This window comes from Acidithiobacillus sp. AC3 (assembly GCF_050261095.1).
Taxonomy (GTDB): Bacteria; Pseudomonadota; Gammaproteobacteria; order Acidithiobacillales; family Acidithiobacillaceae; genus Igneacidithiobacillus; species Igneacidithiobacillus copahuensis.
The window spans coordinates 24,643-45,324 of the sequence record NZ_CP189838.1 but is presented as its reverse complement, the minus strand read 5'-3'; the positions used below and the strand labels follow the sequence as shown (position 1 = coordinate 45,324).

Below are 20,682 nucleotides of genomic sequence, written 5' to 3'. Positions count from 1 at the left end.
CATGACCCACTTGCTGATTGTCGAGTCGCCAGCGAAGGCGAAAACCATCCAGAAGTATCTGGGCGGCGACTTTGCGGTGCTTGCCTCCTACGGCCATGTGCGCGATCTGCTGCCGAAGGAAGGGGCCGTCGATACCGAACACGATTTTGCCATGCGCTATGCGGAAATCGCACGCAACGGCAAACATGTCGATGCCATTGCCAGTGCATTGCGCAAGGCCGATAGTCTCTGGCTCGCCACCGACCCGGATCGCGAGGGCGAGGCGATCTCCTGGCACCTAGTAGAGCTGCTGCGCGACAAGAAGTTGCTCGACGGCAAACCGGTACAGCGGGTGGTTTTCCATGAAATCACCCCGCGCGCGGTGCAGGACGCCGTGGCGCATCCGCGTGCGATTGCCATGGATCTGGTCAATGCCCAGCAAGCGCGCCGCGCGTTGGATTATCTCGTCGGTTTCAATCTCTCGCCGCTGCTCTGGCGCAAGGTACGCCCCGGTCTTTCCGCCGGTCGCGTGCAGAGCGCAGCCCTACGCATGATCTGCGAGCGTGAGGCCGAAATCCGCGCCTTCGTTGCGCGCGAATATTGGACCCTGAGCGCAGAGCTGGAGCAGGAGGAAAAGCGTTTTTCCGCACGCCTCAGCCAGTGGCAGGAGAAAAAGCTCGAGCAATTCGACATTCCCGATGCGGCGGCTGCCGAGGCGATACGCAGCGAGATCCTCGCCGACCTCAAGCGCCAGCCGCTCCAGGTAATCAAGGTCGAGCGCAAGCAGCGTCAGCGGCAACCGGCCGCGCCGTTTACCACCTCGACCCTGCAGCAGGAGGCCTCACGCAAACTCGGCTTCAATGCCAGCCGTACCATGCGCGTTGCTCAACAACTTTACGAAGGCATCAGTATCGGTAACGAGACCGTTGGTTTGATCACCTACATGCGTACCGATGCGGTGAATCTCTCCGAAGATGCCATTGCCGCCCTGCGCGACTTCGTGCAACAACACTTTGGCAGCGAATATCTCCCCAAAGAGGCGCGTCGTTTCAAGACCAAGGCCAAAAATGCCCAAGAAGCCCACGAGGCCATCCGCCCCACCGACATCCGCCGTCACCCCGATAGTCTGCAGGGCCGCCTCGACAAGGATCAATGGCGTCTGTACGACCTGATCTGGAAACGCGCCGTCGCCTGCCAGATGGCCGCGGCACAGCTGGATCTGGTAGCCGTTGATTTCACTGCGGAGAGTCACTGGCAACTGCGTGCCAATGGTTCGACGGTCACCTTTCCCGGTTTTCTCGTGGTCTATCAGGAAGGCAAGGACGAGCAGGACGAAGACGACGAGCAACGCCTGCTGCCTGCCCTGCAAAACGGCGATCAACCCGCCTTTCATGGGATCGAAGCCGAACAGCATTTCACCGAGCCGCCGCCACGCTACAGCGACGCAACCCTGGTCAAGACCCTGGAGGCGCATGGAATTGGTCGACCCTCCACCTACGCGAGCATCATCCAGACCCTGCAGAACCGGGAATATGTTGCGGTGGAACAGCGGCGTTTTCACCCTACCGACTTGGGGGAGGTAGTCAACCAGTTTCTGGTGCAGCATTTCGACCAATATGTTGACTATGGCTTCACCGCCGAGCTCGAGGACCAGCTCGATGCTATCTCCCGCGGCGAGAAAGACTGGCAGCCAGTACTGAAGGCCTTCTGGCAGCCTTTTCATGAGCGGCTGGAAGAGAAGGCCAATATCAGTCGCTCCGAGGCAACCAGCGAGGCGATCGACGAAAACTGCCCGGAATGCGGCAAACCGCTACGACTCAAGCTGGGGCGCTACGGTCGCTTCATCTCTTGTAGTGGCTATCCCGACTGCAATTACGCCCGCCCCATCGACGGTCCGCGTGAGGCACCGGAGCCGGTCGGACGCGACTGTCCTGATTGCGGCAAGGCCTTGGTCTATCGCCAGGGGCGCTACGGTCGCTTCATTTCCTGCAGTGGTTACCCCAGCTGCAAATATCTGGAGAGCCTGAACACACCCAAATCCACCGGCGTCACCTGTCCAGACTGTGGCAGCGGCGAGTTGGTGGAGAAGCGCAGCCGCTACGGCAAGGTCTTCTACTCCTGCAACACCTACCCCAAATGCAAATACGCCGTGTGGGGAGAACCCGTCGCCCGCGCCTGCCCACGCTGCACTTGGCCAGTGCTGTATAAAAAGAGCACCAAGCGTCGCGGTGAGGAGTTGGTCTGTCCACAGGCCGACTGCGCCTTCCATTTTCCAGAAGCGGCGGAACCGACCGAAATCGAAGAATTGTTGCGCGACTATCTACCGCCGGAGCCCAAAGCAGAGGAGGAACGGACCGACAACAGCGCGAAAAAGGGCGCGCGTCGAAGCCCGAGCACCGCGAAAAAGGCAAGTAGCAGCAAGAAGTCCGCCGGCGCTAAAAGCACCCGCAAAAAATCCAGCCCTGCCAAGGTTTGAAGCATGACCTACGTTGTCACCGAAAATTGTATCGAATGCAAATATACCGATTGTGCCGAAGTCTGCCCTGTCGAATGCTTTCACGAGGGGCCTAATTTTCTGGTCATCGACCCTGCCGAATGTATCGACTGTGCGGCCTGCATTCCCGAGTGTCCGGCTGACGCGATCTATGCTGAAGATGAAGTGCCTGACGACCAGAAACATTTCACCGCCCTGAATGCAGAACTCACCCGCCACTGGCCTGTCATACTGCGTAAAAAGGCGGCCCTGCCCCAGGCAGAAGAGTTCAAGGGGAAGAAAGACAAGCTGCCGCTGCTGCGGCGCGATCGGCCCTGACCGGTTTCACGTGAAACATGAATCCTACCCCGAAATCGATCCTGCGCCTTAGTGGCGGGGTATTCACCCTCAGCGTCTTGCGTCTGACGGACGCCTCTGTCAAGACCTTGCAGGCAGAACTTGCGGCCCAGGGATCCGCGTTGCGTCTGGTAGAGGGGGCAGCGGTCGTCCTGGACCTGACCGACATCGATCCCTCACTTTCCCTACCTTATACCGAATGGCTGGAGACTCTCCGCGAAGCCGGCTGTTTTCCCATCGGCGTGCGCAATGTCAGCGACGAACAAGCGGAAGCCGCGGCTGCTCTCGGGCTACCCCACCTGCGCGGCAGCGACGCCAAGATCGCCACTGCGCCTTCCAATGTGCCGCTGGTGACGCATGCCGCTGCCGGTAGCGTATTCAGCCAGCCCCTGCGCTCAGGTCAGCGCCAGTACGCGCGGGGTGGCGATCTGGTCTGCCTGGGCGCCGTCAACGCTGGTGCCGAAGTCTTGGCCGACGGGCATGTCCACGTCTATGGCCCCTTACGCGGCCGGGCCCTGGCGGGCGTTCAGGGAGACGAATCGGCACGTATTTTCTGCCAACGTCTGGAGGCCGAGCTGGTAGCCATTGCCGGCGTCTACATGACCCTTGACGCGGAGCACCCTCTTTGGGGCAAAGCTGCACAGGTTTCCCTCGATGGTGAACACCTGCATATAATCGCGTTGGAGAATTAATACAGGAGAGAAACTCGTGGCCCAAACTGTCGTCGTCACCTCCGGTAAAGGGGGGGTGGGCAAAACCACTACCAGCGCCGCCTTCGCCAGCGGCCTTGCCCAGCGCGGGTATCGCACTGTCGTCATCGATTTTGACGTAGGCCTGCGCAACCTCGATCTGGTCATGGGTTGTGAGCGTCGGGTGGTCTACGATTTCATCAACGTCATTCATGGAGAAGCACGCCTGCAGCAAGCGCTGATCCGCGACAAGATGCTGGAAAACCTCTACATCCTGCCGACCTCGCAAACCCGCGACAAAGACGCCCTGACGACAGAGGGTGTGGCTCGGGTCATGGAAGAACTGCAGACACAGTTCGATTACATTGTTTGTGACTCGCCCGCCGGCATCGAAAGCGGCGCCTTGCGGGCGCTGTACCACGCCGATGCTGCGATTGTTGTCACGAATCCCGAGGTTTCCTCGGTCCGCGACTCCGACCGCATCCTGGGCATTCTTGCCGCCCGCTCCAAGCGCGCCGAGGAGGGCGCCGAGCCCATTCGCGAACATCTCCTGCTTACCCGCTATGCACCGAAGCGCGTCCAGGGTGGCGAAATGCTCTCCCTCGACGATGTGCAGGAGCTGCTACGCATTCCGCTGCTCGGCGTGATCCCGGAATCCGAGATCATTCTGCAGGCCTCCAACCAGGGCATTCCGGCGATCCACATGCAAGGCTCGGATGTTGCCCTGGCCTATGAAGACGTCGTGGCAAGGTTTTTAGGCGAAGAGCGACCACTGCGTTTTGTACAGCCTGAAAAAACCGGCTTCTTCAAGCGACTCTTTGGAGGCTGATATGTCGTTTCTCGATTACTTTCTCGGATCGCGAAAAAAGACGGCCAGCGTCGCCAAAGATCGCCTGAAGCTGATCCTCGCGCATGAGCGCAGTGCCGATACACCGGACTTTCTTCCCGCACTGCAGGAAGAGTTACTGACGGTCATCAGCAAATACATGCCCGTCGAGAAGGATCAGATTTCCGTGCACATGGAGCGCCGCGGTGACTTTGAGGTGCTGGAGCTCAACATTCTCTTTCCGGAGCAACATTCGCCAGGCTAACGAGGGAGCAGATGGCCAGACGTCGGCGCGTTTCACGTGAAACCAAAGTTACCGGACAGGTGCAACGCAGCGGGCTCCCGCCGGGAACCTTGTTGGACAAACCGGGCGCTGTCCCGGCCGAGCTACGTCTGGTTGTCTACAGTCCGCAAAACTACTCCGTGGACAAGGAAGCAAACATTGCCAGTGCCGCTGCCAGCAGCGAGGCACATCGCGGGGTCATCTGGCTGCACTTCCATGGTACGCCAGACCGCGCGCAACTAGAGGAATTGGGCACGCGTTTCCAAATCCATCCCCTGACTCTGGAAGACATACAAAGCGCCCAGCAGCACGCGAAACTCGAGCCCTTCGAAAACTATGTCCACCTGCAATGCCAGCAGATATCGCGGCATGGTCACGAGTTCCAGGTCACCCCCTTCCACATCATTCTACGCGAAGGCTTGGTAATCAGTGTGTCCGCCGCGCGCCAGGGGCTGACCACGGTACTACTGGACCGCATACAGAATGACCAGTCACGGCTTCGCCGCAGCGGGGCGGAATACCTCGTCTATGCCTTACTGGATCTGGTGGTGGATCAGGCCTTTCCAGCGTTACAAGGCTTCACCGATGAGGTGGAACGACTGGAGGAAGAGCTCCTGCAACGCACTCACAAAGCGCAACTTGCCGAGATACAGCAGAGCAAAAGGGACCTGATCCTGTTCAATCATGTCCTCTGGCCCATGCAGGAAATGGTCTCGCGCCTGAACCACAGCATCGGCGAGCACCGCCTCCTGCCCGACGGGCTACGTCCCTATTTGAACGACCTCTACGACCATACCATTCAGCTCATGAGCCTGCTGAACAGCGAACGCGACGTGGTCAGTGGTCTGATGGATATCTACTTATCGATGGTGAACAATCGCCTGAGCGACATCATGCGCGTGCTGACCATCATCTCCACCATTTTCATTCCGCTCACCTTCATCACCGGTATCTACGGGATGAACATCGACGGCATCCCCCTACTGCATTATCGCTACGGCTACGATATCGTTGTGGGCTTCATGTGGCTCGTTGCCTTGACCATGATCTGGTATTTCCGCCGCCGCGGTTGGATGTTTCAGCGCGAGAACCACGATCATAGCTAATTCCACGACACTGCCCCTGCACCTGCCCCGCCATATGGCTACGCGACTCGCAATGCCTGCCAGACCCCGGCAAAACTGCGGGGACTCATCGACAGACGGCGAATGCCATGCTCCACCAAGCCCAGGGCGAGCTGTGGGTTCCCAGCAGCTTCCCCACAGACTGAAACCGGCACGTCCAGTCCCTGCAACAGGCCCTGGATCAGACCCAACACCGCCGACGAGCCGGCCCCGCCCAGATTCTGCAGCCGCTCATCGCCACGGTCCGCAGCAAACACATACTGCGTGAGATCGTTGGTGCCCACCGACACAAAATCCACTAGCCCCCGGAAACTGCCAGGCTCCAATAACATCGCAGGAACTTCAGCCATGATCCCCAGTGCTACCGGCCAGGCATGATCGATCTGCTGTTCGAGAAGGGCAGAATGACAGGATGCCAGTACCCTGCGCAGTTCGATAATTTCCTGCACTTGGCTCACCATAGGGGCCATGAGGGCAATGTCCTGCCCGTGACCGGCGCGCAAGATCGCGCGGATATGGATCTGCAAAAAATCGGGGCAAGCCAGCAGGGCGCGGATACCCCGTAGTCCCAGGGCCGGGTTCTCTTCCCTGCGCAGCCTGAGGAAGGGCAGAGGCTTGTCGGCACCGGCATCCAAGAGACGCACGACGCAGCGCCGCCCCGACATGGGCGCGAGTATTTTCTGCACGTGCTGCATCTGTTCCTCTTCGTTGGGACTTTGCCAACGGTCGAGGTACAGAAACTCCGTGCGCAACAAGCCAATCCCGCGCGCTCCTAAGCGTCGTGCTTCCTGCGCCTCGGCGGGGCTGGCCACATTGGCCCAGAATTCGACATGGCTGCCATCAGCGAGAGCCAGCTCACCTGCAAATTCTTCCGGCAGCGCCAGGGTTTCGCTCCTCGTGTAGCGTGCCCGTATGGCGTCGACCTGCGCTTTCTGCGGTGCAACGATGACTGCCCCGGTAGCGCCATCCATCGCCACCTCTATGCCCGCGCGAAGCTCAGGAGCACGCACATTGATCACATAGGGAATACCAGCGCCACGCAGGAGAATCGCGGCGTGGCTGTTGGGAGCACCTTGGCGATCAATCACACCCAGTACTTGCGCAGGATCCATGTTAGCCGCCATGGATGGCAACAAGTCATCAACGAGGAGAATGCTTGGCCTCGCTTCCGCAACCGTCCGTCGCTCTGGATCACCCAAAAGTTCTCCCAGTACCTGGCGTCCCAGATCGCGCCAATCGGCTGCTCGCGCCCGTAACAACGGCTCATGCAGTTGCTCGATTTCCTGGGCGAGTTCCTCCACCGCACCCGCCCAGGCATGCGCTGGCCCCTGCCCGCGTCGGAACTCGGCGTCGAGCTTTTCCTGCAGGCGCGGGTCCACCAGCAGGGCGCGCTGCGCGCCAAGGATATCTTCTTCCTGCGCCCGACTGGCGACAACGGTGATCGCTCGCCGGAGGCGCTCTGCTCCGTCAGGGGTGGCGGCCTCTGCGACGGGGAGCAAATCCTCCAGTCGGAGTCGCGCATCGGCCACCAAGCCCAGGGCAAAACCGGGAACAACCCCCTGCGGGCGCACTTCCGGGAGCGCCTCCGCGGGGTTCCCAAAGAGGCCATCCAGGCGCGTTAGCAAGTCAGGAGCAAGGGCCTCGTTACTGTAGACACAAAGGGCCTCGCCCTGCCGTAATTCGAGGGCTAGCAACCCGCTAAGGCTTTTTCCAGCCACCAAGGGAGTGGCAACCGCAGAACGCCCGACCCAGAAATCCATGCCCGCCTCACCGGCTACCCGCACCAATTCTGCCGCCGGCCGAAGATGCAAACCGGCTGGATCGGACAGCTCGTAACAGCGCCGTTCCATACCGACGTCGACGCGCATCACTGATTCCCGCACCGCGTCACTATCCGCTCCGGGCAAATCGTTCTGCTTGCCGCGTAATGCGTTCTGGGCCTCCCGTGCCACCTCCGGGAGACTGAGGCCGGCCTGGGCTGCCAAAGCTCCTGCCATCGCCCCTTCCACAAAGGGGGCTGGGCAAAGCGCGACGCGCTGCCGATCTTCTTGCGGGAGAAACTCCAGGGCCATCTGTGCACTCAGCACGGCACTCCCCAGATCCAGGAGCACGAGCACGGCGTGGGGGGCCAATTGGGACAGCGTTGCAGCGATGCGCGTCGCATCGGTACCGAGCTCCTCTCCTCCCTCTCCGGCACCAGCGGCAACGGCAATCCGTACCGAGTCTCCGGTGACCTGCCGAAGCAGTGCCTCCGTCGCCTCGGCAAGGGCGCGACTGTGCGAGACAAGCAAGAGGGCGACCACGGGCAAAGATGGACTCATCTAGCCACCTTCACCAAGCACGCAAAAAGCAGGGCGGCGGAGGCGGCACCCGGGTCGGCATGGCCGATGGAGCGCACGCCCAGATAACTGGCGCGACCCTTACGCGCCTGCAAAGGGATGGTTGCAGCTCGGCCGTCTTGCGCGGACTGGGCGGCTGCCGCGACGTCTCCCTGGGATGCCAGCACATCCACGGCAGGAATCAGGGCATCGAGCATGGTCTTATCACCGGCGTTCGCCTTGCCCAAGCGCTGTATGCCCGCCACTCCGCTTGTCAGGCAGCGACCGAGCTCCGCAGCACTGAACGCAGCGGACGCTCCCATGGCCTTGGCAGTCTCCAGGAAAAAGGTGCCATAGAGCGGCCCGGAGGCGCCGCCCACCGTGCCGATCAGCGTCATCGCCACCTCCTTCAGTAGCGCTCCGGGACTTTCTGGAACCCGCTCCCCTAATTTTTCTGCTACCTTGGCGAACCCTCGGGAAAGATTACTGCCATGGTCACCATCACCGATCTCTGCATCGAGGTGGTCGAGCTCAGCTCGTTCCTGCGCTAAGCGTTCCTGTATGCAGCGCATCCAGGCCATCAAGGTCTCGGTGTCATAATTCATGCTCATCTCCTCAGAGCCCCCAGCGCAGCGCGACCGTACAGACCGGGGCATCCCACCAGCGCTGCAGATCCGCTTCCAGCCGCAGGACGGTGATAGCGACCCCGGCCATATCGAGACTGGTCATGTACGGCCCCACCAGGCGTCGTTGGACGTGCAGCCCATACTCCCGCGCCACCGCCTCAGCAGCACGATAGACGATATAGAGCTCAAGCAAGGGGGTTGCCCCCAGAGCATCAACAAATAGCAACACCGGATCGCCCGGATGGAATGGTAGGTCATTCAGGATCGGCTCCATCAACATGCGGGTCAAGGTATCGGCAGGGGCCATGGCCAGCCGCTCCCGACCGGGTTCCCCATGGATACCCACGCCAAACTCAATCTCCTGCTCGCCGAGTTGAAAGCCCTCCTGGCCCGTGCTGGGATTATGGCAAGGGCCCAAGGCCAAGCCCATGGAGCGCGCCTGCCCATTTATCCGTTTACCGAGCGCTGCCAGATCAGCGAGCGCCATTCCTTCGGCCGCGGCCGCGCCGCAGATCTTTTCCGCCAGGACCGTTGCGCCTACGCCCCGCCGTCCGGCGGTGTAGAGCGAATCCTGGACAGCGACGTCATCATCGATCAGCACCTGCTCCACTGCTACGCCCTGGTCCTGCAGGATCTCCGCCGCCATCTGAAAGTTCAGTACATCGCCCGTATAATTCTTGACCAGATGCAGCACTCCGGCGCCGCCATGGGCGGCAAGGGACGCGGCCACAATCTGGTCCGGGGTAGGGCTGGTGAACACCGCCCCTGGACAGGCAGCGTCCAGCATTCCCAGGCCAACGAAGCCGGCATGCATGGGCTCGTGGCCCGAACCACCCCCGGAGATGATCGCCACCTTACCGGAGATCGGCGCATCCTGGCGCAGGACATAACTGGGGTCCGTGTGTACCCGCAGCAGATCCCCATGGGCGAGAGCCATCCCGGCAAGGGATTCGCTGACCACGGCTTCTGGATCATTGATCAATGCCTTCATTGTTTTGCCTCCTCTGCTTCGATTTGCGTGCGCACCTCATCCAGCGCTTTTTGCAACTTTTCCAGCTTGAAACCGAGACCCTTTTGTTCGACGCGCGGCTGTTTTTCCTGCAGGAGCTTGGCCCGGGCACAGAGGGTGCGGCTGATCATCCATTCATAAACATAGACGGCAATCGCCGCGCCGATGAGGGGGCCGACAATGGGTACCCACCAGTAGCCGTGGGGACCGGGAAAGGCATTGGTACCCCATCCCTGCAACCAGCAAAAAAAGCGGGGGCCAAAGTCACGGGCAGGATTGATGGCATAGCCAGTACCTACGCCAAAGGACATACCGATGGCCGCCACCGCAAAGCCGATCATCAGCGGGGCCAGGTTAGCGCCGGGTCCGACATTCATGTTGTCGATGATGGCGAGAACAAAGAGCAGCAGAAAGAAGGTTGCCACCACCTGATCCAACAGGGCGAGGCCCATCTGATTACCGTAGTACGCGGCCGGAAAGGTGGCGAAGATGCTGAAGGTGGTCAGCCCGCCAGATGCCGCCCGGGAGATGACCCCATGGGCGAGATTCCATTTGTCGATGGCGAGAAAATAGTCATAATAAACAATGGCCGCACCGGCAAAACAACCGACCACCTGGGCAATCCAGTACGGTACGACCTTGCGCCAGGGGAAATTGCCGCGCAGGGCAAAGGCCAAAGTCACCGCCGGGTTGATGTGCGCCCCGGAAACACCCCCCGCGACATAGACCGCCATGGCCACCGCCATGGCCCAACCCCAGGTGATCAGGAGCCAGCCGCCGGCCCCCTGGAAAATGACCAGAGTACGATGCGATTCGGTCAGACCGACCACCGCTACCGCGACACAACCGGCACCAAAGGCCAGCAACACAAAACAACCCAAAAACTCGGCGATCATCTCCGCCCAGATGGAGTGCGCCCGCCAACCCGTCTTTACCCCTGCATCCGTGCCCATCTTAGTTGCCCTCCACCCAAGCAAAGGAACGCTCGACCGCCTTCTTCCAAGAGTGAACCAGGCGAGCCCGGTCGCTCTCTTCCATCTGCGGCTTCCAGACATGATCAACGCCCCAGTTGGCGCGGAGATCCTCCGTGCTTTGCCACAGGCCGGTAGCCAGTCCAGCGGCATAGGCAGAACCCAAGGCGGTGGTTTCGACGATACGCGGGCGCTGTACCGGCACGGCGAGCATATCGGCCTGGAACTGCATCAGCAGCTCGTTTACGACCATACCGCCGTCGCTGCGCAGGGCACGTAGCCGAATGCCGCTGTCCAGCTCCATCGCCTCGACCACGTCGCGCACCTGATAGGCCGTCGCTTCCAGAGCAGCCCGCGCTACATGGGCCTTGGTGGCAAAGCGGGTCAGACCAGCGATCACCCCACGGGCATCTTCCCGCCAGTACGGCGCATACAGTCCCGCAAAGGCAGGCACGAGGTAGACATCGCCGTTGTCGGGCACACTGCGCGCCAGCGCCTCGATCTGCTCTGCCAGATCAAAAAAGTGCAGGTTGTCGCGCAACCATTGCACCAGGGCTCCCGCAATGGCGATGGAACCTTCGAGGGCGTAGTGGGTCGGCTCGTCGCCAAAGCGGTAGGCCACCGTACTCAACAAACCAGCCTTGGAATGGACCGCTTCCATACCCGTGTTCATCAGCAGAAAGCAACCGGTGCCGTAGGTATTTTTCGCCTCGCCGGGCGCAAAGCAGGTCTGCCCGACCAGGGCCGCTTGCTGATCCCCAAGCATTCCTGCCAAAACTGTCCCGCGCAGCGGCGCGCTGCGAATCTCCCCATAGACCTCTCCCGAGGAAACAATCTGCGGCAGGCAAGCGGCGGGTATACCAAACTCTGCGAGAAGCTCTTCATCCCAGCTGCAGCGCTGCAGATCCATGAGCAGGGTGCGACTGGCATTGCTGACGTCGGTGATATGCAAACCGCCATCCTTGCCTCCAGTCAGATTCCAGGCCAACCAAGTGTTGATATTGCCAAACAGGGCGTCACCCTGCTCGGCCTTGCGCCGTGCCCCGGGGACATTCTCCAGCAGCCAGAGCAACTTGAGCGCGGAAAAATAAGTGGTCAGAGGTAACCCGGTCTTCTCGCGAAACCAGGAATGTTCCCGCTTTTGTAGAAAGCGACGCATCAACTGATCGGTGCGGGTGTCCATCCAGACGATGGCTGGCGCCAGCGGCTCAGCACTGTGACGGTCCCACAATACGGTCGTTTCGCGCTGGTTGGTGATCCCCACGGCACGCAGATCCGAGCCGCTGAGGTTGGCACGGGCCAGGGCGGCCCCCACCACTTCGTTGCTGTTGTTGAGGATTTCCAGGGGATCATGCTCTACCCAGCCCGGTTGCGGGTAGATCTGCCGGTGTTCCTTTTGCGCCTGGGAAATGATCTTGCCGGCGTGGTCAAAAATGATGAAGCGGGTACTGGTGGTCCCCTGATCGATGGCTCCGACGTAATTGGACATTTTATATTCTCCTCTCTCGTTGCTCAGCGCTTGCTGAGCGCCTTCTCCAGATATTGGCGCAGCCGTTGCTCGGTCCCTGAGGGTACGTGCAGGGAAAGCTTGGAGCGTCGCCAAAGGATGTCCTCGAGGGTGTTCGCCCATTCGTGCGCGACGAGGTACTGTACTTCCGCCTCGTACAGCCCTCCGCCCAAATCCTCGCCCAGCTCCTCTGGTCGCTGGTGGCCTGCCAAAATCCGCTCGGCGCGGGTCCCATAGGCGCGGGCGTAGCGACGCAGCAAGGTGGCCGGAAACTCGGCATATTGACTCAGCAGCTGATGCAGGAAACGGTCGAAGTCAGCACCCGGGAGATCCCCGCCGGGGAGCGGCGCCGTCGCGGTCCAGGGCTGACCAGCGGCCTTACCCAGCGCCGGCTCCAGGAGTTGCAGGGCATGTTCGGCCAGACGCCGATAGGTGGTGATCTTGCCACCAAAGACCGAGAGCACCGGCGCACCGGGTCCTTTCTCGAGATTGAGGACATAATCCCGGGTCACTGCCGAAGCATTGGCGGCATGATCGTCATACAGGGGGCGTACACCGGAATAACTACGCACCACGTCTGCGGGAACGATGGTTTTTCGCAGATAACGGGAAGCGCTGCTGCAGAGGTAGGCGGTCTCCTCGGGACTGATCTGCACCTGCGCGGGATCCCCGTCGTAGGGGATGTCGGTGGTACCGATGAGGCTGAAGCTGCCCTCGTAGGGAATGACGAAAATGATCCGCCCATCGGGATTCTGCAGGATGAAGGCAAAGTCCTCGTCATAAAGGCGAGGGACGATGATGTGGCTGCCCTTCACCTTGCGCACGCTTTTATGGGTGTGCAGACCCAGAGCCGTCCCCAGGATCTCTCCGACCCAGGGGCCGGCGGCATTGACCAGAATGCGCGCAAGCAGCGTTTCCCGCTGGCCGCTGGCCGTCTCGATTTCCGCATGCCAGACTCCATCCACGACGGCTGCCTTGCTCAGCGAGGTATGCAGCCGAATCTCCGCGCCGCGCTCCCGGGCATCGATAGCGTTCAGCACCACCAGGCGACTGTCTTCGACCCAACAATCGGAATAGCTGAAGCCGCGCCGTATATTGTCCGCCAGAATCCCTCCCGCCGGATGTCGGGCAAAACGCAGCGCGCGCGATGCCGGCAGACTCTGTCGTGGCGCGAGATGGTCATAGAGCCAGAGACCAGCGCGCAACTTCCACCCGGCGCGGCTCTCCGGCCCTTCGGGCAGAATAAAGGTCAATGGCCAGATGATGTGCGGGGCGATATGGAGGAGGCATTCCCGTTCCTTGAGCGCCTCGCGCACCAGGCGAAATTCGTAGTATTCGAGGTAGCGTAATCCGCCGTGAATGAGCTTGGTACTGGCGGAAGAAGTGTGAGCGGCCAGGTCATCCCGCTCGATCAGGGTGACGGTGAGTCCCCTTCCGGCAGCATCGCGGGCTATACCCACGCCATTGATACCGCCACCGATGACCAGAATATCTTTTATATCGTTCATATTGACCCCTGGTTTTCATTTTTGCTGAGGAGGCAGCCTGTCATTGTGACAGGTATTTTTAGTGTAGAACAAAAAATCTCGAATATATTTTGTAATTTATCTATATATTCTGATAAGCGCGATTAGCCCTCATTGTCTTATACTGTAAAGAATTTCGCAGCGGCGCTTGGTGGTATGGCAATGACATCGGTAATAAGTCTACTTTGGCCCGAGGGAGAAGCGAAGCAGGACCCGACACCGGAAGCGGCGGTTTTCCATGATCTCCATTTGCAAGAGATCTTTGCTGCCGTCTGCCTGCCGGTACCGGATTTTGCGCTGGTTGATTGGTATCACGCCTTTCCCGGAAAATCGACGGTTATTCGCCATCGCCAGGCCATTCTGCGCGATCTGTTACAGCCATCGATACGCAGCGCCTGGACCAGCTTCACCCAGCGGATGCAGACCCTGCGCCGCCAGCTTGAACAAGCGCAAAAACTCTACCATGATCGCCAACGACAACGGGTTTTTCTGGATGCGATTGGTAACTACCAAACGGTTTTTTCCTCTCTGGTCGATGCGCTCACCGCCGCCAAGCCACGATCGACCGCGCTATGCACCGTTCTCGAGGGTTTGATCCACGAGTTACAGGCACCACAGCGGCAAGAGATGCACGATACCGCAAGGGCATTGCGCCAAGAGTTGGATGCCTTGCGCTACGACCTGCAAATCTCCGGAAGTCATGTGAGCCTCTGGCGCGAATGTTTGCAACGCAATGTAGACGAAGAAATTGTCCATACTTTTTCTCGCTTTCTGGCTGCACCGTCAGGCGAGGAAAACGCGCAGGAGGAGCAAGAGATCGGACAGATGGACCTCGATCCGGTGCAGGCACGAGTCCTCGACGCCATTGCCGAACTGTTTCCCGAGCTGTTTGTCCGTCTCGCCGGTTTTTACCAGCGCTGGGCGCAACCGGACCCCCAAGCCGCAATCGATGCCGTCCCCGCCCTGCGGATGGCCCGCTACCCCTTTGTCTTTGTCCCGCTGCTGCATTGGGAACGGGAGCTACAGTTCTATCTCGCCTTTCTGGATTTTCTCAGCCCCTTGGAGGCGCCGGGCCTGCCAAGCTGCGTTCCCGAGCTCTGTGAGGAGGAAAAACGCACCCATGCCGAGGGCGCTTACGATCTGGCACTGGCTGCGCGCCTACGCCAGGAACAGCAGGAGAATCCTGTGCTGAACGATATCGACCTGCACGGTAGCGAGCGCATTTTGTTGGTCAGCGGCCCCAATCAGGGGGGCAAAACGACCTATGCCCGTTGCTTCGGGCAACTTCATTACCTTGCTGGTATCGGTCTGCCGGTGCCGGCGCAGCAGGCTCAACTCTTCGTTTGCGACGCTATTTATACCCATTTTGAACGCCGCGAAGACGCCGAAAGCGAGCGCAGCAAGCTCGAGGCAGACCTGCTTCGTCTACGCCATGATCTGGAGCGGGCGACGCCACGCAGTATCTTCGTCCTCAATGAGCTGTTTCACTCTACCACCCTCGACGATGCCCGCTTTCTCAGCCAGGAATTGCTCAAGCGCCTACGGCATCTCGACGCGCTGGCACTCTGGGTCAGTTTTCTCGATGAACTCAGCCGCTCCGGCGCCGATGTTGTCAGCATTCTGAGCATGGTCGACAGCGAGGAGGAGGACAAGCGTACGTTTCGCCTCTTACGCAAACCTGCCGATGGTCTGGCTCATGCCCTCTCTCTGGCCAGAAAATTTGGTCTGGACTACCCGCAACTCCTGGCGAGGATTGCTCATGCTTCCCCATCTTCTTGATCCGGAAAAAAGCCTTGCTGCGTTTCCTGCCAGCGCGCAGGAGCAGCATCTGGTCGAGGATCTGGGACTTGCACCCCTGTTTACTGCCATGGCCGAGGACGATGACGAACGCCGGGAGATCGTAGAGAGGGTGATCCTCCGCTGGCGCTGTCGCGATGCCGCAACGGTACGCTACCGCCAAGAGGCCTTGACCGACTTGAGCGCGCAGCCGGAACGCGCCGAAGCCATCTTCGCCATCGCCCAGAACAGTCTGGACTTACCCGGACAGAGTCACCAGTTTCTGCTCTTCAGCAAATCTCCCAGCCGCCGACTGCGCGCCAATACCGCGCTCATGCAGGAATTGCTGCGCCAACTGCAGGCCTTGCGTGACCTGGGCAGCGCCACCTTCCATTCGGACGCCCTGCGCAAGCTTTTCTCCCGCTTGCAGCAGGAGATTGACGAGGGCTTTCTGCAAGCAGCGCAGGAAGCGCTGGCCGCGCTGCAACTGGACGAAGGCGTGCGCAGTACCGCAGGGGCGGACGCCGCAGGGCGCTGTGTTCCAGAGGCCTTACACGGTGGCATTGGCAACCAGGGCTGGTTGGGAAAACTCTGGCGCACCCAGCACGAGGATGCGGGCTTCAGCATTGCTGATCGCGATGAGGCGGGCCAGACAGCGCTCGGTAAACTGCGAGAACAGCTCCTGACCCAAACCGCACAGGTTCTTGATGATGCAGTCGCACGGGTACTGCAGTTTTTTCGCCTGCTCCGCGACGAGCTGCATTTCTATCTTGCTGCCATCACGCTACAGCAGAAACTTCGCCAACAAGGATTGTCTTGTTGTCTGCCGGAAGTGCAGGAAGAAGGCGGACTGCTGAGCGCTACAGAACTCTATTCGCCGCTTTTGCCCCTACGCGGGGAAAGCACGGTGAGCAACGATATTGCTGCCCGCCATACCCCGCTGATCATCATCACCGGTGCCAATCGCGGCGGCAAATCGACCTTGCTGCGCGCCATCGGTATCTCTCAGCTTTGGGCAGAAAGCGGGCTCTACAGTTTTGCGAAAACCATGCACACCAGCCTGTGTCAGGGGATCTTCAGCCATTTTCAGCAGGAGGAGGACGCCAAGCTGCAGCATGGAAAATTTGCCGAAGAACTGCAACGGATGCAGGACATCGTACCCGAGCTCCGGACCGGAAGTCTGATACTTTTCAACGAATCCTTTGCCGCCACCAATGAGCAGGAGGGATCTGAGATTGCCAGGCAGATCACCTTGGCCCTACGCGACGCCGGTGTCCGCGTGATCTTCGTTACCCATCTCTATAGCTTTGCCAAAAATCTTTTTAATAAAGAAGGAGAGAATATTCTATTTTTGCGCGCTAGCGCGGAGCCAGAAGCACAGCGCTTTCAGTTGCTCCCTGGCGCTCCGCAGGCCAGCAGCCTTGCCCGGGAGATCTATCAAAAAATTTTCTGAAGAGCAGAAGAATCGCAATCTATTAATATAATATACTTTAAAATTATTTCCTATATTAAATCATCAATTCTTTCTATAAATGTTTTTCTTGCGCAACATCTCGTCGTGTCCTATACCTAAATCACCTTTCAAAAATGTGACAATATGATACGAACGGGGAGATGATAATGCGGATAAATCAATCCGTCGGGGAATTTTTACCCTATAATCGACTGTACCAAAATGTTGGCCGTCATTGGTAGTTGCAACATCGACCTGCTTTTCCAGCTCGACCGGGTACCGGAACCAGGGGAAACGCGAATTGCCCGCAGTTTCAGCCGGCATCATGGCGGTAAGGGCGCAAATCAGGCATTGGCCGCGCGGCGTGCAGGAGCGGAGGTCCGGCTCATCGCTCAGCTCGGCCAAGACGACGCGGGGGAACTCCTGTACCAAGCCTTGGCGGCCGAGGGAATCGACCTGTGCGGCGTTCAACGCAGTCCGCTACCCACTGGCTCCGCCTGTATCCTGCTGGAAGATTCCGGCGAGAACCGCATCACCATCTACCCGGGTGCCAACCGCGACCGTCTCCCCCACGACCTCGAAACGCAGCTGCGCGACACAGCCTTCGTGCTGGCGCAGCTCGAGATCGACCCGGAATTGGTCCTGCATGCCGCACAGATCTGCCGCGCCAAGAGAATCCCCTTCGTTCTCAATGCGTCGCCAGTGCAAAATCTTTCCGCAGAACTCTTGTCTTTGACCGATTTGCTCGTCGTCAACGCCCAAGAGGCAGCGCAGATTTTAGGCCAGGCGCTTGACCCAAGCAGCGCCTTGGATGCCGCCAAAGCACTGGCGCGCGCACGCATGGGCGCGGTCATTACCCTCGGCGAGCACGGACTGGTCTGGGCCAGCGGCGGCGAAGCGGCACGCCTGCCCGCCTACCCGGTAGCGGTAACCGACAGCACAGGCTGCGGCGACGCCTTTGCCGGTGTTCTGCTTGCCAGCCTGGCAGCCGGGGCATCCCTGTCTGCCAGCGCTCAGCGGGCGAACGCCGCCGCTGCCCTCACGGCAACCGTCATCGGCGCCCAGGACGCGTTGCCACGAAAAACAGATATCGAGCAGTTTCTTGCTTCTCACAACCCGCGCACGGAGGATCGATCATGAAAGCCAAAAAATCCGCTACCCTAATTCTTACCGCCCTCGGCAGTCTCGCTTTGCTTGGCAGCGCTACCGCTGCTCCGCAGTACACCTTCGGTCTGCTGCTCTCGGCCATGACCCCCTATTTCGCCACCATCAAGAGTGGCGCCGAAGGTGAGGCGAAAAAACTGGGGGTACAGCTCCTAGTCGAGAACGGCAACAATGACTCGGCTACCCAGTCCAATCAGGTCGATACCCTCATCGCCCGCAGAGTCAATCTGCTGCTGATCAATCCCACCGACGCCAAGGCGCTCATTCCCGCAGTGGAAAAGGCCAATGCTGCGCACATCCCGGTGGTGTTTATTGATCGCAAGGCAGATGGCGGCCATGCCATCGCCTACTTTGCCTCAGATAATACCCAAGCCGGCGCTCAAGCCTGTCAATTTCTCGCCAATCACCTGCATGGCAAGGGAAACCTCTTCATGTTGCTGGGCATCTCCGGCGCCTCAGCCACCAATGAGCGCAGTGCTGGCTGTGATTCCGTGCTCCAGCACTACCCCAATATTCACGTGGTCGCCCGACAGTCTGGCCATTTCAGCCGCCGCGGAGGCTTGACGGTCATGCGCGACGTCTTGATCGCCCACCCGAATCTAGATGCGGTCTATGCTGAAAATGGACAAATGGCCATTGGCGCCGTACGCGCCGCCGAAACAGCACGCCGCCTCAAAAACCTCACCATCGCCATGATTGGTAGCGGTAGCGCAGGGGAAACCCAACTGGTCAAAGAAGGGAAGATTGCGCTCAGTGTCGCGCAGCAACCTGCCGTCATGGGGGCACTCGGGGTCGAGGCCGGATACAACTACCTGAACACCGGTACTGTATTCGTGCCGGTTCCGTTACACATGGATTACGCCCCCGGCCAACGCCCCTGAGCACGCAGCTATGCCAGAGAACGCTCCTCTCCTGGAACTGAGAAACATCGGCAAGCGCTTTGGTGCCGTCCATGCACTGCGCGGTATTGACCTGCAGATCAGTTCCGGAGAGGTTCTCGCCCTGCTGGGCGACAACGGCGCCGGTAAATCGACTCTGGTCAAGATCATTGCCGGAGCGCATGCCCCGAGCAGTGGGGAAATGTTCCTGGCCGGCAGCAAAGTCTCGCTCTTCGATCCCCGCCATGCCCACGACCTGGGGATCGAAACGATCTACCAGGATCTGGCGGTTGCCGAGAATCTCGATGTCGCGAGCAACATCTTTCTGGGACGCGAGCGCAAGTCGCGCGTGCTGGGATTTCTGCCGGTCCTTGCCCGGCGCGAAATGCGACGGGAGGCGGCAAGCGCGCTGGAGCATCTTGCCATCGAGCTACCGCTGCGCCAGGTGGTGGGGGAACTGTCCGGCGGGCAACGGCAAGCGGTCGCCATCGCCCGCGCTGCATACTGGCAGGCACGCCTGGTCATCATGGATGAACCCACGGCCGCTATCGGCGTTGGCGAGCACGAAGCCATTCTAAAACTCATTCAAAATCTTGCGCGTTCTGGAGTGGCGGTCATTCTGGTAACCCATACCATGCCCGACGTTTGGCAGGTGGCGACGCGCATCGTCGTGCTGACTCGTGGTGAAAAGGCCTTGGAGGGCAAAACCGGGGAATTGACGGAGGAGCGCGTTGTGCGCGCCATGCTCGTCGGGAGAGAATCTGATGCCTAACGAACTGCGCCATCATCCCATTCTGCAGGCCATCGTTGACCAGGGCGTGCTGATCGCCTTTGTGCTCCTGGTGGTATTTCTCGCCTTCGTGGCACCGCACTTCGTCTCTACGGCCAACGCCTTCAGTATCCTGATCGACGCCGCACCCTTGGTGCTCCTCGCCCTCTGCGAACTGGTCGTCATGCTGGTGGCGGGCATCGACCTGGCGGTCGGCGCCATTGCCGGGTTTACCGGTGCCATTGCTGCCACCATGATGCTGCAGGGATTCCCCTGGCCCATTGCCACCCTTCTCGCGCTGCTCGCCGCGATGCTTGCCGGCACCCTGCAGGGGGTCATTATCAACTACCTGCGGGTGACGGATTTCATTACCACCCTGGCGGGCTTGTCGATTTTCTCCAGCCTGACCCTGATCATCACCGATGGCGAGCCGATGAACATCAACGCCAACGGCTTCAATGCTCTGGGCGAGGGCCATCTGCTCGGGGTTCCAACGCAAATCTGGATTGCCGCGTTCATCGTGGTTGTGGTGGCGCTGTGGCTGGGCCTCACCGCATCCGGCATGCACCTCTACGCCATTGGCGGCAACCGTGTTGCTGCCTACCGCGCCGGCATCCGCGTGCGTCGTCTGCGCAGCTTCGCCTATGCCTTCTCTGGGCTCTCGGCGGGCATCGCCGGGGTGATTCTGGCGGCACAACTGGCTACCGCCGATCCCAACGCCGGACGCGGGCAAGAATTACCGGCGATCGCCGCGGTGGTCATTGGCGGCGTATCGCTCTTCGGTGGCCGCGGTTCGGTCTGGGGCGCCGTACTTGGCGCCCTGATTTTGAGCACCATCCTCGACGGTCTGGTGCTTCTCAATATCTCGCCCTTTTTCACCGAACTGGTGGAGGGCGTCGTCATTCTTCTGGCGGTCATGATGGGCCACCTGAGAAAAAGGAGCAGCAACTGATG

The 20,682-nt window shown here is 60.0% G+C and carries 18 protein-coding genes; 12 read left to right on the top strand and 6 right to left on the bottom strand.

Annotated features, from left to right (window positions below; genetic code table 11):
• Position 1 precedes the first annotated feature (1 nt).
• Genes topA through corA form a run of 6 tightly spaced genes read left to right on the top strand, consistent with a single transcriptional unit; the run spans position 2 to position 5,713 of the window.
• Positions 2–2,455, top strand: a complete 2,454-nt coding sequence (topA, locus tag ACQAYK_RS00170) for a type I DNA topoisomerase (RefSeq protein ID WP_215872131.1) — start codon at positions 2–4, stop codon at positions 2,453–2,455.
• Between the two features lie 3 nt (positions 2,456–2,458).
• Positions 2,459–2,791, top strand: a complete 333-nt coding sequence (gene fdxA, locus ACQAYK_RS00165; protein WP_215872132.1) for a ferredoxin FdxA — start codon at positions 2,459–2,461, stop codon at positions 2,789–2,791.
• Between the two features lie 17 nt (positions 2,792–2,808).
• Entirely contained in the window at positions 2,809–3,501 is a 693-nt protein-coding gene (minC, locus tag ACQAYK_RS00160) for a septum site-determining protein MinC (protein ID WP_215872133.1), read from the top strand.
• Positions 3,502–3,517: 16 nt separating this feature from the next.
• Complete coding sequence (gene minD, locus ACQAYK_RS00155; RefSeq protein WP_215872134.1) at positions 3,518–4,327, top strand: septum site-determining protein MinD; 810 nt, start codon at positions 3,518–3,520, stop codon at positions 4,325–4,327.
• Between the two features lies 1 nt (position 4,328).
• Positions 4,329–4,589 (top strand): cell division topological specificity factor MinE, encoded by a 261-nt coding sequence (gene minE, locus ACQAYK_RS00150; protein WP_215872135.1) that lies wholly within the window; start codon positions 4,329–4,331, stop codon positions 4,587–4,589.
• Between the two features lie 11 nt (positions 4,590–4,600).
• Positions 4,601–5,713 carry a magnesium/cobalt transporter CorA gene (gene corA, locus ACQAYK_RS00145; protein ID WP_215872136.1) on the top strand — a complete coding sequence of 371 codons (1,113 nt, stop codon included), beginning with the start codon at positions 4,601–4,603 and terminating at the stop codon, positions 5,711–5,713.
• 38 nt (positions 5,714–5,751) lie between these two features.
• Here the strand turns inward: corA and dhaM are convergent, their stop codons facing one another.
• Genes dhaM through glpD form a run of 6 tightly spaced genes read right to left on the bottom strand, consistent with a single transcriptional unit; the run spans position 5,752 to position 13,670 of the window.
• On the bottom strand, positions 5,752–8,052 hold the full coding sequence (gene dhaM / locus ACQAYK_RS00140) for a dihydroxyacetone kinase phosphoryl donor subunit DhaM (protein WP_215872137.1): 2,301 nt from the start codon (positions 8,050–8,052) through the stop codon (positions 5,752–5,754).
• Positions 8,049–8,654 carry a dihydroxyacetone kinase subunit DhaL gene (dhaL, locus tag ACQAYK_RS00135; protein ID WP_215872138.1) on the bottom strand — a complete coding sequence of 202 codons (606 nt, stop codon included), beginning with the start codon at positions 8,652–8,654 and terminating at the stop codon, positions 8,049–8,051. Before dhaL ends, dhaM begins: the two co-directional genes overlap by 4 nt.
• 10 nt (positions 8,655–8,664) lie before the next feature.
• Entirely contained in the window at positions 8,665–9,666 is a 1,002-nt protein-coding gene (gene dhaK, locus ACQAYK_RS00130; protein WP_215872139.1) for a dihydroxyacetone kinase subunit DhaK, read from the bottom strand.
• Positions 9,663–10,637, bottom strand: coding sequence for an MIP/aquaporin family protein (locus ACQAYK_RS00125; RefSeq protein ID WP_215872140.1), 975 nt, complete (start codon positions 10,635–10,637; stop codon positions 9,663–9,665). The genes dhaK and ACQAYK_RS00125 overlap by 4 nt, the downstream gene beginning before the upstream one ends.
• A gap of 1 nt (position 10,638) precedes the next feature.
• Positions 10,639–12,144, bottom strand: a complete 1,506-nt coding sequence (gene glpK, locus ACQAYK_RS00120; RefSeq protein ID WP_215872141.1) for a glycerol kinase GlpK — start codon at positions 12,142–12,144, stop codon at positions 10,639–10,641.
• A gap of 23 nt (positions 12,145–12,167) precedes the next feature.
• A complete protein-coding gene (gene glpD, locus ACQAYK_RS00115; RefSeq protein WP_215872142.1) occupies positions 12,168–13,670 on the bottom strand; it encodes a glycerol-3-phosphate dehydrogenase in 1,503 nt (500 codons plus the stop codon).
• A 174-nt stretch (positions 13,671–13,844) separates the two neighbouring features.
• On the opposite strand from glpD, the gene ACQAYK_RS00110 reads away from it, so the two are divergent.
• From ACQAYK_RS00110 to ACQAYK_RS00085, 6 genes are all read left to right on the top strand, one after another.
• Complete coding sequence (locus tag ACQAYK_RS00110) at positions 13,845–15,467, top strand: MutS-related protein (protein WP_483167690.1); 1,623 nt, start codon at positions 13,845–13,847, stop codon at positions 15,465–15,467.
• Positions 15,448–16,917 (top strand): MutS-related protein, encoded by a 1,470-nt coding sequence (locus ACQAYK_RS00105; protein ID WP_483167689.1) that lies wholly within the window; start codon positions 15,448–15,450, stop codon positions 16,915–16,917. The genes ACQAYK_RS00110 and ACQAYK_RS00105 overlap by 20 nt, the downstream gene beginning before the upstream one ends.
• A 222-nt stretch (positions 16,918–17,139) precedes the next feature.
• Positions 17,140–18,057 (top strand): ribokinase, encoded by a 918-nt coding sequence (locus ACQAYK_RS00100; RefSeq protein WP_483167688.1) that lies wholly within the window; start codon positions 17,140–17,142, stop codon positions 18,055–18,057.
• Positions 18,054–18,962, top strand: coding sequence for a substrate-binding domain-containing protein (locus tag ACQAYK_RS00095; RefSeq protein ID WP_483167687.1), 909 nt, complete (start codon positions 18,054–18,056; stop codon positions 18,960–18,962). Before ACQAYK_RS00100 ends, ACQAYK_RS00095 begins: the two co-directional genes overlap by 4 nt.
• Positions 18,963–18,972: 10 nt before the next feature.
• Complete coding sequence (locus tag ACQAYK_RS00090) at positions 18,973–19,731, top strand: ATP-binding cassette domain-containing protein (protein WP_483167686.1); 759 nt, start codon at positions 18,973–18,975, stop codon at positions 19,729–19,731.
• Positions 19,724–20,680 carry an ABC transporter permease gene (locus tag ACQAYK_RS00085; protein WP_483167685.1) on the top strand — a complete coding sequence of 319 codons (957 nt, stop codon included), beginning with the start codon at positions 19,724–19,726 and terminating at the stop codon, positions 20,678–20,680. The genes ACQAYK_RS00090 and ACQAYK_RS00085 overlap by 8 nt, the downstream gene beginning before the upstream one ends.
• Positions 20,681–20,682 lie beyond the last annotated feature (2 nt).